17 protein-coding genes are annotated in these 16,153 nt (G+C 53.7%); 2 read left to right on the plus strand and 15 right to left on the minus strand.

Annotated elements, in window-relative coordinates; translation table 11 throughout:
• Positions 1-37: 37 nt before the first annotated feature.
• Positions 38-442: a MarR family transcriptional regulator gene (locus tag LA337_18415; GenBank protein ID UBI15121.1), complete on the plus strand. Its 405-nt coding sequence runs from the start codon at positions 38-40 to the stop codon at positions 440-442.
• Positions 443-584: 142 nt separating this feature from the next.
• Here the strand turns inward: LA337_18415 and rpoS are convergent, their stop codons facing one another.
• The 12 genes from rpoS to cysD form a co-directional block, all read right to left on the minus strand.
• Positions 585-1,577, minus strand: coding sequence for an RNA polymerase sigma factor RpoS (rpoS, locus tag LA337_18420; GenBank protein ID UBI15122.1), 993 nt, complete (start codon positions 1,575-1,577; stop codon positions 585-587).
• 62 nt (positions 1,578-1,639) lie between these two features.
• A complete protein-coding gene (gene nlpD / locus LA337_18425; protein UBI15123.1) occupies positions 1,640-2,722 on the minus strand; it encodes a murein hydrolase activator NlpD in 1,083 nt (360 codons plus the stop codon).
• A 163-nt stretch (positions 2,723-2,885) separates the two neighbouring features.
• On the minus strand, positions 2,886-3,512 hold the full coding sequence (locus LA337_18430; protein UBI15124.1) for a protein-L-isoaspartate(D-aspartate) O-methyltransferase: 627 nt from the start codon (positions 3,510-3,512) through the stop codon (positions 2,886-2,888).
• Positions 3,506-4,267, minus strand: coding sequence for a 5'/3'-nucleotidase SurE (gene surE, locus LA337_18435; protein ID UBI15125.1), 762 nt, complete (start codon positions 4,265-4,267; stop codon positions 3,506-3,508). The genes LA337_18430 and surE overlap by 7 nt, the downstream gene beginning before the upstream one ends.
• Positions 4,248-5,297, minus strand: a complete 1,050-nt coding sequence (gene truD, locus LA337_18440) for a tRNA pseudouridine(13) synthase TruD (GenBank protein UBI15126.1) — start codon at positions 5,295-5,297, stop codon at positions 4,248-4,250. Before truD ends, surE begins: the two co-directional genes overlap by 20 nt.
• Positions 5,294-5,773, minus strand: a complete 480-nt coding sequence (gene ispF, locus LA337_18445; protein UBI15127.1) for a 2-C-methyl-D-erythritol 2,4-cyclodiphosphate synthase — start codon at positions 5,771-5,773, stop codon at positions 5,294-5,296. Before ispF ends, truD begins: the two co-directional genes overlap by 4 nt.
• 66 nt (positions 5,774-5,839) lie before the next feature.
• The gene (gene ispD, locus LA337_18450) at positions 5,840-6,535 is read right to left on the minus strand and encodes a 2-C-methyl-D-erythritol 4-phosphate cytidylyltransferase (protein ID UBI15128.1); all 696 of its coding nucleotides are present in this window, start codon (positions 6,533-6,535) and stop codon (positions 5,840-5,842) included.
• Between the two features lie 18 nt (positions 6,536-6,553).
• Positions 6,554-6,865: a cell division protein FtsB gene (gene ftsB, locus LA337_18455; GenBank protein ID UBI15129.1), complete on the minus strand. Its 312-nt coding sequence runs from the start codon at positions 6,863-6,865 to the stop codon at positions 6,554-6,556.
• A gap of 215 nt (positions 6,866-7,080) precedes the next feature.
• The gene (locus tag LA337_18460; GenBank protein UBI15130.1) at positions 7,081-7,404 is read right to left on the minus strand and encodes a DUF3561 family protein; all 324 of its coding nucleotides are present in this window, start codon (positions 7,402-7,404) and stop codon (positions 7,081-7,083) included.
• Positions 7,405-7,451: 47 nt separating this feature from the next.
• Complete coding sequence (gene cysC / locus LA337_18465) at positions 7,452-8,057, minus strand: adenylyl-sulfate kinase (GenBank protein UBI15131.1); 606 nt, start codon at positions 8,055-8,057, stop codon at positions 7,452-7,454.
• Positions 8,057-9,484, minus strand: a complete 1,428-nt coding sequence (gene cysN / locus LA337_18470) for a sulfate adenylyltransferase subunit CysN (GenBank protein ID UBI15132.1) — start codon at positions 9,482-9,484, stop codon at positions 8,057-8,059. The genes cysC and cysN overlap by 1 nt, the downstream gene beginning before the upstream one ends.
• 9 nt (positions 9,485-9,493) lie before the next feature.
• Positions 9,494-10,402 (minus strand): sulfate adenylyltransferase subunit CysD, encoded by a 909-nt coding sequence (gene cysD, locus LA337_18475; GenBank protein ID UBI15133.1) that lies wholly within the window; start codon positions 10,400-10,402, stop codon positions 9,494-9,496.
• A 254-nt stretch (positions 10,403-10,656) separates the two neighbouring features.
• Here cysD and LA337_18480 point away from each other — a divergent pair, with 254 nt between their 5' ends.
• Positions 10,657-11,700: an aminopeptidase gene (locus LA337_18480; GenBank protein UBI15134.1), complete on the plus strand. Its 1,044-nt coding sequence runs from the start codon at positions 10,657-10,659 to the stop codon at positions 11,698-11,700.
• A gap of 45 nt (positions 11,701-11,745) precedes the next feature.
• Here LA337_18480 and cysH read toward each other — a convergent pair whose 3' ends face one another.
• The 3 genes from cysH to cysJ all read right to left on the minus strand — a co-directional run bounded on the left by cysH (position 11,746) and on the right by cysJ (position 16,075).
• Positions 11,746-12,480, minus strand: a complete 735-nt coding sequence (gene cysH, locus LA337_18485) for a phosphoadenosine phosphosulfate reductase (GenBank protein UBI15135.1) — start codon at positions 12,478-12,480, stop codon at positions 11,746-11,748.
• An 83-nt stretch (positions 12,481-12,563) separates the two neighbouring features.
• Positions 12,564-14,276 carry an assimilatory sulfite reductase (NADPH) hemoprotein subunit gene (gene cysI, locus LA337_18490; GenBank protein UBI15136.1) on the minus strand — a complete coding sequence of 571 codons (1,713 nt, stop codon included), beginning with the start codon at positions 14,274-14,276 and terminating at the stop codon, positions 12,564-12,566.
• Positions 14,276-16,075 carry an NADPH-dependent assimilatory sulfite reductase flavoprotein subunit gene (gene cysJ, locus LA337_18495; GenBank protein ID UBI15137.1) on the minus strand — a complete coding sequence of 600 codons (1,800 nt, stop codon included), beginning with the start codon at positions 16,073-16,075 and terminating at the stop codon, positions 14,276-14,278. The genes cysI and cysJ overlap by 1 nt, the downstream gene beginning before the upstream one ends.
• Between the last annotated feature and the right edge of the window lie 78 nt (positions 16,076-16,153).

Below are 16,153 nucleotides of genomic sequence, written 5' to 3' on the forward strand. Positions count from 1 at the left end.
CGTTATGATAGAGACTGACAGAAATCCCGGAGTTCTCATGCGGTTACGAAATACAGCCTTCCACCTTTTACGCCAGCTTTTTCAGCATCATACGGCTCGCTGGCAACATGAATTACCGGATCTGACCAAACCACAGTATGCGGTGATGCGCGCCATTGCCGAACAGCCCGGCATTGAGCAGGTTACCCTGACCGAGGCAGCAGTCTGTACCAAAGCGACGCTTGCGGAAATGCTGAGCCGGATGGAAAAACGCGATCTGGTCAAGCGTGAGCACGATCCAGCGGATAAGCGTCGGCGGTTTGTTTATTTAACCGCGCAAGGAGAGGCATTACTGGCCAGCGCCACTCCGTTAGGCAATAGCGTGGATGAGGAGTTTCTGGGGCGATTATCCGATGAAGAGCGTGAGCAGTTCACTCGTCTGGTGCGTAAGATGATGAACTAATCTGCCGGATGGCGACATAAATGTCTTATCCGGCCTACAAAGTCCAGCTCCCCGTAGGCCTGATAAACGCAGTGCCATCAGGCAACAAACATAGAAAAAGGCCAGTCCCAATGAGACTGGCCTTTCTTGATAGAACTTGTGCTTACTCGCGGAATAGCGCTTCGATATTCAGCCCTTGAGTCTGCAGAATTTCACGCAGACGACGCAGACCTTCAACCTGAATCTGGCGAACACGTTCACGAGTGAGACCAATTTCACGGCCCACATCTTCCAGTGTCGCAGCTTCGTACCCCAGCAGACCAAAACGACGTGCCAGCACTTCACGCTGTTTGGCGTTCAGTTCGAACAGCCATTTGACGATGCTTTGTTTCATATCATCGTCTTGCGTGGTGTCTTCCGGACCGTTTTCCTTTTCATCGGCCAGAATATCCAGCAACGCTTTTTCGGAATCACCACCCAGAGGGGTGTCTACCGAGGTAATACGCTCGTTGAGTCGGAGCATACGGCTGACGTCATCAACCGGTTTATCCAGTTGTTCAGCAATCTCTTCTGCGCTCGGTTCGTGGTCCAGTTTATGCGACAACTCACGCGCGGTACGCAGATAGACGTTCAGCTCTTTTACAATGTGAATCGGCAGTCGGATCGTACGGGTTTGGTTCATAATCGCCCGTTCGATCGTCTGGCGGATCCACCAGGTTGCGTATGTTGAGAAGCGGAACCCGCGTTCCGGGTCAAACTTCTCGACTGCACGGATAAGTCCCAGATTGCCCTCTTCAATCAGGTCCAGCAATGCCAGACCACGATTGCCATAACGACGAGCAATTTTCACCACCAGACGCAGGTTACTTTCAATCATGCGACGGCGGGATGCGACATCCCCACGCAGTGCGCGACGCGCAAAATAAACTTCTTCTTCGGCTGTTAACAGTGGTGAATAACCAATCTCACCAAGGTAAAGCTGAGTCGCGTCCAACACACGCTGTGTGGCCCCCTGCGATAACAGCTCTTCTTCAGCCAGGTCGTTATCACTGGGTTCCTCTTCACTCAAGGCTTTTTCATCAAAAGCCTCTACTCCGTTCTCATCAAATTCCGCATCTTCATTTAAATCATGAACTTTCAGCGTATTCTGACTCATAAAGGTGGCTCCTACCCGTGATCCCTAACGGAACTAGCACGTGAAAGCCTGGTTCCGCCGAATTATCGCTGCGGTAAATAACGCAGCGGGTTTACGGATTTCCCCTTGTAACGAATTTCAAAATGCAAGCGTGTTGAACTGGTTCCGGTGCTACCCATGGTAGCTATTTTCTGCCCCGCCTTGATTTCTTGTTGTTCCCGGACCAGCATCGTATCGTTATGGGCGTAGGCGCTCAGGTAATCATCGTTATGTTTGATGATAATAAGATTACCGTAACCACGCAGCGCATTACCGGCATAAACGACGCGTCCATCTGCGGTCGCGACAATAGCCTGTCCTTTGCTGCCTGCAATGTCGATCCCTTTATTGCCACCTTCGGTAGCCGCAAAGTTTTCGATCACTTTGCCGTCAGTCGGCCAGCGCCAGGTAGAGATTGGCGAGCTTGTCGACGTTGAGCTTGCAGTTGATTCGGTTGCGCTAACTGCTGGAGCCGTTACAGGCGCTGTGACCACGGTCCCAGCAGGCTTGTTGTTCGGCAACATTTTATTAGCACTTTGTTCACCTGAATCCTCAGAATACGTAATTGTTGGTTTCGAAGCAACAGCAACGGTGGAATTTTGTGCAGGGTTGGTCACAACTCCTTGCTGTGCTGCATCCGCCTGGGTGATGGCATTTCCACCGGTAATCGGTGCGCCAGACGCGTTGCCCACTTGCAGAGTTTGACCGACATTCAGGCCATACGGGGCCGGAACGTTATTGCGTTGTGCGAGGTCACGGAAATCGTTCCCGGTGATCCAGGCAATATAAAAAAGGGTATCGCCTTTCTTAACAGTATAGGTACTGCCGCCCGTGTAGCTACCTTTCGGAATATTCCCATACTTACGGTTGTACACAATACGACCGTTTTCCATCTGTACAGGCTGTTGTGCGACAGGCTGGATTTGCGTTGGCTGCGTGGTTGGTTGCTGCACCGGCTGGATCTGTGGCGTCTGCTGTACTGTCGACGTCGAGCCCATTTTAGGCGGAGGTGTAATCAGCATGCCGGAACTGGTGTTCGTAGATGAACTGCCGTCAACGGAGCTGACTGGCGCTGGTGGATTCGAGGTGTTAGAACAACCTGCCAGCCATAATGAAACCAGTGACAATGCCGCAATACGGCGAACGGTAAATTTTTGGCTTCCCGCGCTCATTTATCCCCCAGGAAAATTTGGTTAAAACCAGTGACGTAATCACCGTGCAAAGCATCGACACGATACGCTGACTAATTCCAGAATATCCAGGAAAACTCCAGGTATTCAGAGCCAGTATCTACGCAAGCTCCCCCTTCACAAGGGGAACGAAACGTACGGCCTCCACGGTATCGATAATAAATTCGCCTCCCCGACGACGCACCCGCTTTAAAAACTGGTGCTCATCGCCCACGGGTAAGACGAGAATGCCGCCCTCATCCAGCTGCATCATCAATGCGGTTGGGATCTCGGGCGGCGCTGCCGTTACAATGATAGCGTCAAACGGGGCTCGCGCCTGCCAGCCTTGCCATCCATCACCATGACGGGTCGAAACATTATGTAAATCAAGCTGCTTGAGGCGACGACGTGCCTGCCACTGCAAACCTTTAATGCGCTCAACGGAGCACACATGATGCACCAGGTGCGCCAGAATCGCCGTCTGGTAGCCAGAGCCGGTACCAATTTCCAGCACCCGGGACTGCGGCGTTAGCTCAAGCAGTTCGGTCATCCGCGCAACCATATAGGGCTGCGAAATCGTCTGCCCCTGGCCAATCGGCAGAGCAATATTGTCCCAGGCCTTATGTTCAAACGCCTCATCAATGAATTTTTCACGCGGCACGGCGGCGAGCGCATCGAGAACAAGCTCATCTCTGATGCCCTGCGCACGTAATTGTTCAAGAAGAGTGTGTACGCGTCTGCTTACCATTGCGTGTCGGCTCCCACGCTGTCTAACCAGTCAGAAACCACCTCATGCGCGCCGTATGCGGTTAAATCGACATGCAGCGGCGTGATGGAAACATAGCCTTCATCGACGGCGGCAAAATCCGTATCCGGCCCGGCGTCGCATTTTTCACCCGGCGGCCCGATCCAGTACAGGGTATTACCGCGCGGATCCTGCTGTGGAATCACCTGATCCGCCGGATGGCGACTGCCGCAGCGGGTGACGCGAATGCCTTTAATTTGATCCAGCGGTAAATCCGGCACGTTGATATTCAAAATGCGACCGGTGCGCAGCGGTTCACGGCTCAGCGCCCGTAAGATACGACAGGTTACTGCGGCAGCAGTATCGTAATGTTTATGCCCATCGAGCGAGACAGCCAGCGCAGGGAACCCCAGATGACGACCTTCCATCGCCGCCGCAACGGTACCGGAATAAATAACATCATCACCCAGATTAGGACCCGCGTTAATACCAGAAACGACAATGTCCGGACGCGGACGCATTAACGCATTTACGCCCAGATAGACGCAATCGGTAGGCGTACCCATTTGTACGGCGATATCGCCGTTATCATAGGTAAACGTGCGAAGTGAGGATTCCAGCGTCAGCGAGTTAGACGCGCCACTGCGGTTACGATCCGGGGCAACCACCTGTACGTCAGCAAACTCACGCAGCGCTTTCGCCAGCGTTTGTATACCGGGTGCGTGGACCCCATCATCGTTACTCAGCAATATACGCATAATCACCCATTGTGTTAATAAGTTCCCTTACAACACTGGTGGCGAAGCTACCTGCCGGTAGCCAGAAGCGTAACTCAACGGTTACGTCATCCCACCAGTTCCAGCTTAATTGTTGTGGATACAGCAACATAGCGCGACGCGACGCGTCGACTTTCTCGCGCAATAACAGAGACTGCAGCGCGGTTTCATCAGCAATAGCGGCTTCTTCAAACGCCAGCGCGTCGCGCTGAGTTCCCCACTCACCGCTGCCCGGTAATGCCGCTGTTACCATCAATTCTTTCTCATCGACGCGACGCTGTAATTCAGTTTGTTCTTCCAGTGTGGCGACAAACCAGCTTCCACGTCCCGACAATTGTAGCGCATCGCCGTCAACAACTTGATTAAAGTCTGTTTTTTTCAAGCGTTCACTGACTATCTGATTAAACAACGCGCTACGGGCCGCCGACAACCAAAAACTGCGTTTATTGCGATCGCGCACCGGCGCATCGCTTTGCGCCCAGCGCAGCGCCCCTTGCAGGTTGCTGCCGCCGATACCAAAACGCTGAGCGCCAAAATAGTTCGGTACGCCGCGCTCGCCAATCGCCTGTAAACGCGCTTCAACGTCATTGCGCTCGCTCACTTCACGCAGCACCAGCGTAAATTCGTTGCCCTTCAGCGCCCCTAAACGCAGCTTACGCTTGTGGCGCGCGTACTCCAGCACTTTACAGCCTTCAAGCTCAAATTTGCTTAAATCAGGCATCGCATTGCCGGGGACGCGTGCGCACAGCCACTGTTCCGTAACCGCATGTTTATCTTTCTGCCCGGCAAAGCTTACTTCGCGGGCGTGAATTTTCAGGAACTTCGCCAGCGCGTCAGCCACAAAACGGGTATTACAGCCGTTTTTCAGGATGCGCACCAAAATGTGCTCGCCTTCGCCATCCGGTTCGAAGCCTAAATCTTCGACGACGACAAAGTCTTCCGGATTCGCTTTCAGAACGCCATGGCCCAGTGGTTTGCCATGGAGATACGTCAGATCTTCAAACGCAGTCATTTCGTTGCCTTAATGAGTAACGCCACCGCTTCACAGGCAATCCCTTCCCCACGCCCGGTAAAACCGAGTTTTTCCGTGGTGGTCGCTTTCACGTTAACATCATCCATATGGCAGCCGAGATCTTCGGCAATAAACACGCGCATCTGCGGAATGTGCGGCAGCATCTTCGGCGCCTGAGCAATAATCGTCACATCCACATTACCAAGCGTATAGCCTTTGGCCTGAATACGCCGCCAGGCTTCACGCAATAATTCACGGCTATCTGCACCTTTAAAGGCCGGGTCGGTATCCGGGAAGAGTTTACCGATATCCCCCAGCGCCGCCGCGCCCAGCAGAGCATCAGTTAGCGCATGTAACGCCACGTCGCCATCAGAATGCGCCAGCAATCCTTTTTCGTATGGGATGCGTACACCACCAATGATAATTGGGCCAACTCCGCCAAAAGCGTGTACGTCGAAACCGTGTCCAATTCGCATTATGCCTTCTCCTGATATACACAGCATCCTGCAGGCTGCCTCGTTGCAGCGTGAAGGATGAGGTGTCTAGATAGTTCGGGTCAGATAAAATTCCGCCAGCGCCAGATCTTCCGGGCGAGTGACTTTGATGTTGTCAGCGCGTCCTTCAACCAGTTGCGGATGAAAGCCGCAATATTCCAGCGCCGAGGCTTCGTCCGTAATGGTTGCGCCTTCGTTGAGCGCACGGGTCAGGCAGTCGTGCAACAGCTCACGAGGGAAAAACTGTGGCGTCAACGCATGCCATAAATCGGTGCGATCGACCGTATGAGCAATGTCTGTTCGGCCCGGCTCCGCGCGCTTCATCGTGTCGCGTACGGGCGCCGCCAGGATCCCGCCGGTGCGGCTGGTCTCACTTATTGCCAGTAAACGGGATAAATCATCATGGTGCAAACACGGACGCGCGGCATCATGCACCAGTACCCAGTTGGCTTCCCCTGCGGCTTGCAAACCGGCAAGGACAGAATCGGCACGCTCGTTGCCGCCATCCACTACGGTAATTTGCGGATGCGCAGCGAGTGGAAGTTGGGCAAAGCGGCTGTCGCCTGGGCTGATAGCGATGACGACTCGCGTCACCCGGGGATGAGCCAGCAGCGCATCAACCGAGTGTTCAAGAATGGTTTTATTGCCAATAGAGAGGTACTGCTTAGGACACTCTGTTTGCATTCGGCGGCCAAACCCGGCAGCCGGCACCACGGCGCAAACGTCCAATAAAGTGGCTGCCATGTTAAATCCCTGGACGGTTTATCGATTGTTTTGCCCTGCAGTCTGAGCGCGTTTAGACGCGTCAGGTACCAGACGATAAAAGGTTTCGCCCGGCTTAGTCATGCTGAGTTCGTTACGCGCGCGCTCCTCGATAGCCTCTTGTCCACCATTGAGGTCGTCAATTTCGGCAAAGAGCTGATCGTTACGCGCTTTAAGTTTCGCGTTTGTAGCTTGCTGCGCAGCAACATCATCGTTGACGCGACTATAGTCATGTATGCCGTTCTTACCGAACCACAGCGAATACTGCAGCCAGACTAATAAAGCCAGCAACAGCAGCGTTAGTTTACCCATCCTGCCCCCTGAAAAACGGCATTAACATCCCATAACTTCCGCAGACGACTTTACATCAACGGGCGGGAATGCCGCGACAACGCGGGCAAATGTACCACATTTGCCCGTTGTTACGTATACCCCGTGTAAGGAGAACATAATCTCATTGTTGGTTACGGTTTGAATTATGGCCAGAGAGTGAACAACCGCGGCGATTATGCGAAATTGACGTGAGCTTAACCCAATAACCACAAAAATAGTGCGCCAAACATAGCCCCAACCACCAGCAGGGTACAGGTAATGCTCAGCAACAACCGTCCTTTTAATAGCGAGTGCAGGGCAATACCTACGACGATCGCCACGGGCAACAATGCGAGGAAAAAGGGCCAGGTATAAATAAAGAAAAACAGTGTATTAGGGCCATACATCAGACACGGAAATCCCAGCGCCAGCAACCACGCTGCAAATCCGACCACGGCCCCCGGAAGTGACCAGGTGGTTTCGTCGTCGGCAGCGAAGGTATCTGACTCTGTAATAGTAATGTTATGGCTGTTACGCATATCTAATCCTGTGACCGTGACTGACCGGGCATACAAGCTCGGGTGTCTCAGGATCTGATAATATCTTCCTGCCTCAGCAGGTCTAATAATTGGGGTACCAAATTTGTTACCAATTGTTCACCATCAAGATGAATCTCTGGCGATTCAGGCGCTTCGTATACTGAGTCAATTCCGGTAAAATTGCGCAACTCCCCCGCCCGCGCTTTTTTATACAGCCCTTTTGGATCGCGTGCTTCACACGTTGCTAATGGCGTATCGACAAAAACCTCAATAAAACGCCCCTCTCCCACGCGCTCACGGACCATTTGTCGCTCGGCGCGATGCGGAGAGATAAAAGCGGTCAACACCACCAGACCGGCATCGACCATCAGGTTAGCCACTTCGCCAACCCGACGAATATTCTCCTTGCGGTCGGCATCGCTAAACCCGAGATCGCTGCACAGACCGTGACGCACGTTATCACCATCCAGCAGATAAGTGCTCACCCCCAACTTATGCAGCGCCTCTTCCAGCGCCCCTGCTACCGTGGATTTACCGGAACCAGACAGCCCGGTAAACCACAGCACAACACCACGATGACCGTGGCGTTGTTCCCGCTGTTGCGGTGTAACAGGATGGGCATGCCAGACGACGTTTTCGTCATGCAACGCCATTATTTTCCTCCCAGCAGATCGCGCGCACCCCAGTGTGGGAAGTGGCGACGCACCAGCGCGTTAAGCTCCAGCTCAAACGCGCTGAACTGAGAAGCCGCGACGTGCTCCTGGACGATTGGCTCACGCACCAGGCCCGCGCCAACGGTAACGTTGGTCAGGCGATCAATGATAATCAGCCCACCCGTAACCGGATTCTGCTGATAGGTATCCAGCACCAGCGGCTCGTCAAAGGTCAAATTAACCAGACCGATGCCGTTTAGCGGCAGCGCTTCAACGTCACGTTGAGTCAGGTTATTAATATCGACCTGATACTGCACGCTATCAACGCGTGCGCGAGTCTTCTTGCCTGCAACTTTGATGTCATAGCTCTGCCCTGCCGACAACGGCTGCTCCGCCATCCACACCACATCAACGGCAGCGCTTTGTACCGCTGGCAATGCTTCACCGGCATCAAGCAGCAGGTCGCCCCGGCTGATGTCGATCTCATCTTTCAGCACCAGGGTGATTGCTTCGCCTGCATGCGCTTCCTGTAAATCGCCATCAAAAGTCACGATCCGCGCCACGCTGGACTCAACGCCAGACGGCAACACTTTGACGCGTTGCCCGACCTTCACGCTACCGGAGGCCAGCGTCCCGGCATAACCACGGAAATCCAGATTCGGTCGGTTCACATACTGCACCGGGAAACGCATCGGCTGAGTATCAACAATGCGCTGGATCTCAACGGTTTCCAGCACTTCCAGCAGCGTTGGACCGCTGTACCACGGCATGCTGGCGCTTTGCGAAGCCACGTTGTCGCCTTCCAGTGCAGAAAGCGGCACAAACCGGATATCCAGGTTACCCGGCAGTTGTTCAGCAAAAGTAAGATAGTCTTCGCGAATGCGATTAAATGTCTCCTCGCTAAAGTCCACCAGATCCATTTTGTTGATCGCCACCACCAGGTGTTTGATCCCAAGCAACGTAGAGATAAAGCTGTGACGACGAGTCTGATCCAGCACGCCTTTACGCGCATCGATCAGCAGGATCGCCAGGTCGCAGGTCGACGCCCCGGTCGCCATGTTGCGGGTGTACTGTTCATGGCCAGGAGTGTCCGCAATAATAAATTTACGCTTCTCGGTAGAGAAATAACGGTACGCCACGTCGATAGTGATGCCCTGCTCGCGCTCGGCCTGCAAGCCGTCAACCAATAACGCCAGATCGAGCTTTTCGCCCTGAGTACCGTGACGTTTACTGTCGTTGTGCAGCGATGAAAGCTGATCTTCATAAATCTGACGCGTGTCGTGCAGCAGACGGCCAATCAGGGTACTTTTCCCGTCATCCACGCTACCGCAGGTTAAAAAACGCAGCAGACTTTTGTGTTGCTGGGCGACCATCCAGGCTTCAACGCCGCCTTCATTAGCAATTTGTTGTGCAAGTGTCGTGTTCATGGCGGCTCCTTAGAAATACCCCTGACGTTTCTTCAGCTCCATGGAGCCCGCCTGGTCGCGGTCAATCACGCGCCCCTGACGTTCACTGGTGGTTGAGACCAGCATCTCTTCGATGATTTCCGGCAGCGTCTGCGCATTCGACTCCACCGCGCCTGTCAGCGGCCAGCAACCAAGCGTACGGAAACGCACCATGCGCTTTTTAATCACTTCCCCAGGTTGCAGATCGATTCTGTCGTCATCAATCATCATCAGCATGCCGTCGCGTTCCAGCACCGGACGCTCCGCCGCCAAGTATAGCGGCACGATGTCGATATTTTCCAGCCAGATGTACTGCCAGATATCCTGTTCAGTCCAGTTAGAGAGCGGGAATACGCGAATGCTTTCGCCCTTGTTAATCTGCCCGTTGTAGTTGTGCCACAGCTCCGGGCGCTGATTTTTCGGATCCCAGCGATGAAAACGATCGCGGAAAGAGTAAATGCGCTCTTTAGCACGCGATTTCTCTTCGTCGCGACGAGCACCACCGAACGCGGCGTCAAAACCGTATTTGTTCAGCGCCTGCTTCAACCCTTCGGTTTTCATAATGTCGGTATGCTTGGCGCTACCGTGGACAAACGGGTTGATGCCCATTGCCACCCCTTCCGGGTTTTTATGCACCAGTAGTTCACAGCCGTAGGCTTTCGCCGTGCGGTCACGAAACTCGTACATCTCGCTGAATTTCCAGCCGGTATCAACGTGCAACAGGGGGAACGGCAGCGTACCAGGATAAAACGCTTTGCGCGCCAGATGCAGCATTACGCTGGAATCTTTGCCGATGGAATACATCATCACCGGATTAGAAAACTCGGCGGCCACCTCACGAATGATATAGATGCTTTCCGCTTCCAGTTGCCGCAGGTGGGTAAGTCGTTTTTGATCCATAACCGTTCCTATGTAATGCCGTTATTTTGCTAACGATGCTCAGATAACCTGACTATAGGGAGGGCAAGGAGGCGAATGAAATTACGAATTGGAATGAGTAGTTCCTCAAAGGAATAACGATCTGGAAAAGCAAATATCAAAAAGTGCTTAAGCTACCGAATTTAGGGCATTTAGGAGCAAATGAAATTGTTTTACCTCGATCACGGTTTCATACTAGCGGCTGAAAATTTCTGCTTGGTATTTAAGGACTCACTATGTTTTCCGCATTGCGCCACCTGACTACCGCCCTGGCGCTCGGCGCGTGCTTCATCCTTCCCGCACAGGCAACATCTTCCAAACCTGGAGATATCGCAAATACCCAGGCTCGATATATCGCAACGTTTTTCCCAGGCCGTGTGACGGGATCTCCGGCAGAAATGTTATCTGCTGATTATATACGTCAGCAATTTCAACAGATGGGCTATAGCAGCGATATTCGGACGTTTAATAGCCGTTATGTTTATACCGCTAAAGATAACCGTAAAAACTGGCATAACGTAACGGGAAGCACCGTTATTGCAGCACATGAAGGTAAAGCGCCGCAGCAGATTATTATCATGGCGCACCTTGATACCTACGCCGCACAAAGCGACGCCGATTCAGATGCCAATCTGGGTGGACTAACCCTGCAAGGTATCGACGACAACGCTGCCGGTGTTGGCGTGATGCTGGAACTGGCGGAAAAACTCAAAAACGTACCGACGCAATACGGCATCCGATTTATCGCCACCAGCGGCGAGGAAGAAGGCAAACTGGGCGCGGAGAACATTCTGAAGCGAATGAGCGCTGCAGAGAAGAAAAACACGCTGCTGGTTATCAACCTCGATAACCTGATTGTCGGCGATAAGCTCTATTTCAATAGCGGTAAGAAAACCCCGGAAGCGGTGCGAAAATTGACGCGCGACCGGGCGCTGGCTATCGCGCACAGTCGCGGTATCGTTGCCAGCACCAATCCAGGTCTGAACAAAGACTATCCGAAAGGCACTGGATGTTGTAACGATGCAGAGGTCTTCGACAACGCGGGCATTTCCGTTCTCTCCGTTGAAGCGACCAACTGGAACCTGGGCAAGAAAGATGGCTATCAACAGCGCGCCAAAAGCGCCTCGTTCCCGGCAGGCAACAGCTGGCACGATGTGCGACTGGATAACCAGCAGCATATCGATAAAGCGTTACCGGGCAGGATAGAACACCGTAGCCGCGACGTGGTACGCATTATGCTGCCGCTGGTAAAGGAACTGGCAAAAGCGGGTAAATCCTGAAGAAGTGGTCCGGTAGGATGTAAATCTTACCGGACCACTTTCCTGTTACCCTTCGTGCAGTCCGCACTCGCGCTTCAATCCGAAGAAACGCGTCTCTTCTTCCGCCATTCCCGGCTCCCATTTGCGGGTGGTGTGGGTATCACCGACTGACAGATAGCCCTGATCCCACAACGGATGGTACTTCAGTCCGTGTTTTTGCAGATACTGGTAAACCGTACGGTTATCCCAGTCGATGATCGGCAGCACTTTAAACACGCCGCGCTGGATAGCCAGCACCGGCAAATGCGCGCGACTGCCCGACTGCTCGCGGCGCAGACCGGCAAACCAGGTTTGCGCATGCAGATCCTGTAGCGCCCGGTTCATCGGCTCGACCTTGTTGATGTCATTGTATTTCTCAATGCCTTCAACGCCCTGCTCCCACAGTTTGCCATAGCGCGCTTCCTGCCAGGCGGCACTCTCTTTTGCCCGGTAGACTTGCAGATTAAGCTTGAGCTTGTCCGTTAACTCATCAATAAACTGGTAGGTTTCCGGGAACAGATAGCCAGTATCGGTGAGGATCACCGGGATATCCGGGCGAACCTGATTTACCAGGTGCAAGCTTACTGCTGCCTGGATCCCAAAACTTGATGACAGAACATATTCACCAGGCAGGTTTTCCAGCGCCCACGCCACGCGATCCTCGGCGCTCAATGTTTCCAGTTGATCGTTGGTTTGCGCCAACGCCATAACGCGTTCAACTTTCGGCAGCTCGTTCAACGCGTTGAGATCGAGTTTGGACATAAATTCCTCGCTGTTTGCCTTGCCTGATGGCGCTACGCTTATCAGGCCTACAAATTCAGTAGACCCGATAAGTCAATTTCACATTATTCCCAGAAATCCCGGGCAGGATCGAGCACCGGGCGAATAATGCCCGCACGCACCGTAAAGTCACCGAAGCCTTCACCCGCTTCGCGCTCTTTCGCCCAGCGCCCAATCAGTTCATCCAGCGATGCCAGAATTTCCGGCTCGGTGATGTTCTCTTTAAACATCCGGGGAATGCGAGTTCCGATACGATTGCCCCCCAGATGCAGGTTGTAACGTCCGGGTGCTTTACCCACCAGACCAACTTCCGCCAGCATCGCGCGGCCGCAGCCGTTCGGGCAGCCGGTAACACGCATGACAATGTTTTCATCACTCAGGCTGTGCTTCGCCATCAGCGTGTCGATGTTGTCGATAAACGTTGGCAGGAAACGCTCGGCTTCCGCCATCGCCAGCGGACAGGTTGGGAACGAGACGCAGGCCATCGAGTTTTCACGCTGCGGAGTTACCGCGTTCATTAAGCCACTCTTCTGCGCAATCTTTTCGATCTTCGCCTTTTCACTCTCAGGAACACCGGCAATGATCAGGTTCTGGTTCGCGGTAATGCGGAACTCGCCTTTGTGGATCTTCGCGATCTCAAGCAGACCGGTTTTCAACGGTCGGCCCGGATAATCGAGGATGCGTCCGTTTTCAATAAACAACGTCAGATGCCATTTATTGTCGATCCCTTTCACCCAGCCGATACGATCGCCGCGACCAGTGAACTCGTACGGACGGATCGGCTCAAACGTGATCCCCGCCCGGCGCTCAACTTCAGCTTTAAAGGTCTCTACGCCTACGCGTTCCAGCGTGTATTTGGTTTTCGCGTTTTTACGATCGGTACGGTTACCCCAATCACGCTGCGTGGTCACCACAGCCTCCGCCACGGCCAGCGTATGCTCAAGCGGCAGATAACCAAACTCGCTTGCCGTACGGGCATAGGTTTTCTTGTTGCCGTGCTCAATCGACAAACCACCGCCCACCAGCAGGTTAAAGCCCACCAGCTTGCCGTTTTCCGCAACCGCCACAAAGTTCATGTCGTTGGCGTGCAGATCGATGTCGTTCTGCGGCGGGATTACCACGGTAGTTTTAAACTTACGCGGCAGATAGGTTTGACCGAGGATCGGCTCTTCATCGGTGGTCGCGACTTTTTCCTGATCCAGCCAAATCTCTGCATAAGCGCGGGTGCGCGGCAACAGGTGCTCGGAAATTTTCTTCGCCCATTCATAGGCTTCGGCGTGCAGCTCAGATTCATACGGATTCGAGGTGCACAGCACGTTACGGTTCATGTCATTGGCGGTCGCCAGAGCGTCAAGCCCGACTGAATGCAGCATCTGGTGTACCGGTTTCACGTTCTTCTTCAGAATGCCGTGAAACTGGAATGTCTGACGGTTGGTCAGACGAATGCTGCCGTAAATGGTGTTGTCATGGGCGAACTTATCGATCGCCTGCCACTGTTTGGTGGTGATCACCCCACCCGGCAGACGACAGCGCAGCAGCATGGCGTGGCGCGGCTCCAGCTTTTGCTCGGCACGTTCGGCGCGGATATCGCGGTCATCTTGCTGGTACATACCGTGAAAACGGATCAGCAGGAAGTTGTCGCCTTTAAAACCGCCGGTCAGACCGTCATTTAAATCTTCGGCAATGGTACCGCGCAGGTAGTTGCTCTCAACCTTCATGCGCTCAGCATCAGTCAGTTTGCCTTCGACCACCAATGGTCCTGGATGTTTTTCGCTCATTAGTAGACATCTCGCTGATAACGGCGCTCAATGCGCAGCTCACTTAAAAATTCATCCGCCGCTTCGATATCCATACCACCGAATTCGGCAATCACTTCCAACAAAGCCTGCTCAACGTCTTTCGCCATACGATTGGCGTCGCCGCAGACATAAATGTGGGCACCGTCATTAATCCAGCGCCACAGTTCCGCGCCCTGTTGGCGCAGTTTATCTTGTACGTAGACTTTTTCTTTTTGATCTCTGGACCAGGCGAGATCGATACGACTCAGTACGCCCTCTTTGACGTAACGCTGCCATTCCACCTGATACAGGAAATCTTCGGTAAAGTGTGGGTTGCCAAAAAACAGCCAGTTTTTGCCTTCGGCTCCGTCAGCCGCACGCTGCTGCATGAATGCACGAAACGGCGCAATACCGGTGCCAGGTCCAATCATGATCACCGGCGTCTGCGGGTTCGCCGGCAGGCGGAAGTTATCGTTGTGTTCAATGAACACGCGAACTTCACCTTCTTCATCTACACGATCGGCAAGGAAGCTGGACGCGCCGCCTGCGCGGGCACGACCTTCAATGTCATAACGCACCACACCCACGGTAACGTGCACTTCGCTTTCCACTTCCGCCTGGGAAGAGGCAATGGAGTACAAACGCGGCGTCAGCGGGCGCAGCAGATCAACCAACGCCTGGGCATCCAGTTGCGCCGGGGAGAAACGCACCATATCGACGATGGGCGTGGTTGCGGCGTAATGCTGCAACTGCGCTTTGTCACCCACTAACGGCAGCAAAGTTTCACTGCGGGTCAAGGTGGCATAATTTTCTACGATATTGCCGGTGTTGACCGTCAGTTCAAAGTGCCACTCCAGTGCTTCGGCGAGCGGCAGGGTTTTGCCATCAACCGTGACCGGTTCATCCCCTTTCAGCCACAGCAGTTCTACCAGCTCTTTGACCAAAGCCGGATCATTTTGATACCAGACACCCAATGCATCGCCCGGCTGATAGCGCAGGCCGGAATCGCCTAAATCAATCTCAATATGGCGCACGTCTTTTTCAGAGTCGCGGCCGGTAATTTTCTGATTCACCGCAAGCGACGCCGTCAGCGGTGCTTCTTTGGTATACGGACTGGTGTGTACTTCGTTTACCGCGCCGCTCGCGGCAACTTGCACAGACGATGCCGCAGGCGCACGTGCTTTCAGGACATCAACCAGACGGGCACGCCACTGGGCAGCCGCGGCCTGGTATTCAACATCAGCGTCGACGCGGTCAAGCAGACGTTCACCGCCCAGCTCAGCCAGTTTCGTATCAAAGTCTTTTCCTGACTGACAGAAAAACTCGTAAGAGGTGTCGCCAAGACCAAACACGGCAAAAGCGGTGTTATCGAGCTTCGGCGCTTTTTTCGAGAACAGGAATTTATGCAACGCCACGGCTTCTTCCGCCGGTTCACCTTCCCCTTGCGTCGACGCCACCACGATCAGCAGTTTTTCATTGGCGATTTGTTTGAATTTATAGTCGCCAGCGTTGATGAGAGTGACGTTGAGCTTCGCGGCGATCAGATCATCGCGCAGGGCTTCCGCCACACGACGCGCATTACCGGTTTGCGAGGCGGAGATAAGCGTAATGCCCGGCATTTGAGCGGCAGGCGCTGGTGACGCCGTATTGCTGCCTGGCTGCTGATTCAGCACGCCCCAGAAATAGCCAGAAACCCACGCAAGCTGTGCGGGAGTGAAATCGGTCGTGGCCGCCTGAAGGCGTGCCAGTTGCTCCGGGTTTAGCGGTAGCAAAGCGGAAGGTGGGGCCTGTGTCGTCATGCGTTGTCATGTTCCAGTAAGCAAAGCGGATTTCAGCAATAAAACCCAAACTGAAGATAAGGTTAACGGCGGGGATAG

This window comes from Citrobacter europaeus, from assembly GCA_020099315.1.
GTDB lineage: Bacteria > Pseudomonadota > Gammaproteobacteria > Enterobacterales > Enterobacteriaceae > Citrobacter > Citrobacter europaeus.

Bases quoted from the DNA above. Each gene is read 5' to 3' on its own strand.
- LA337_18415 (UBI15121.1), top strand. From the start codon at position 38: ATGCGGTTACGAAATACAGCCTTCCACCTTTTACGCCAGCTTTTTCAG.
- rpoS (UBI15122.1), bottom strand. From the start codon at position 1,577: ATGAGTCAGAATACGCTGAAAGTTCATGATTTAAATGAAGATGCGGAA.
- LA337_18430 (UBI15124.1), bottom strand. From the start codon at position 3,512: ATGGTAAGCAGACGCGTACACACTCTTCTTGAACAATTACGTGCGCAG.
- surE (UBI15125.1), bottom strand. From the start codon at position 4,267: ATGCGTATATTGCTGAGTAACGATGATGGGGTCCACGCACCCGGTATA.
- truD (UBI15126.1), bottom strand. From the start codon at position 5,297: ATGACTGCGTTTGAAGATCTGACGTATCTCCATGGCAAACCACTGGGC.
- ispF (UBI15127.1), bottom strand. From the start codon at position 5,773: ATGCGAATTGGACACGGTTTCGACGTACACGCTTTTGGCGGAGTTGGC.
- ispD (UBI15128.1), bottom strand. From the start codon at position 6,535: ATGGCAGCCACTTTATTGGACGTTTGCGCCGTGGTGCCGGCTGCCGGG.
- ftsB (UBI15129.1), bottom strand. From the start codon at position 6,865: ATGGGTAAACTAACGCTGCTGTTGCTGGCTTTATTAGTCTGGCTGCAG.
- LA337_18460 (UBI15130.1), bottom strand. From the start codon at position 7,404: ATGCGTAACAGCCATAACATTACTATTACAGAGTCAGATACCTTCGCT.
- cysC (UBI15131.1), bottom strand. From the start codon at position 8,057: ATGGCGTTGCATGACGAAAACGTCGTCTGGCATGCCCATCCTGTTACA.
- cysN (UBI15132.1), bottom strand. From the start codon at position 9,484: ATGAACACGACACTTGCACAACAAATTGCTAATGAAGGCGGCGTTGAA.
- cysD (UBI15133.1), bottom strand. From the start codon at position 10,402: ATGGATCAAAAACGACTTACCCACCTGCGGCAACTGGAAGCGGAAAGC.
- LA337_18480 (UBI15134.1), top strand. From the start codon at position 10,657: ATGTTTTCCGCATTGCGCCACCTGACTACCGCCCTGGCGCTCGGCGCG.
- cysH (UBI15135.1), bottom strand. From the start codon at position 12,480: ATGTCCAAACTCGATCTCAACGCGTTGAACGAGCTGCCGAAAGTTGAA.
- cysI (UBI15136.1), bottom strand. From the start codon at position 14,276: ATGAGCGAAAAACATCCAGGACCATTGGTGGTCGAAGGCAAACTGACT.
- cysJ (UBI15137.1), bottom strand. From the start codon at position 16,075: ATGACGACACAGGCCCCACCTTCCGCTTTGCTACCGCTAAACCCGGAG.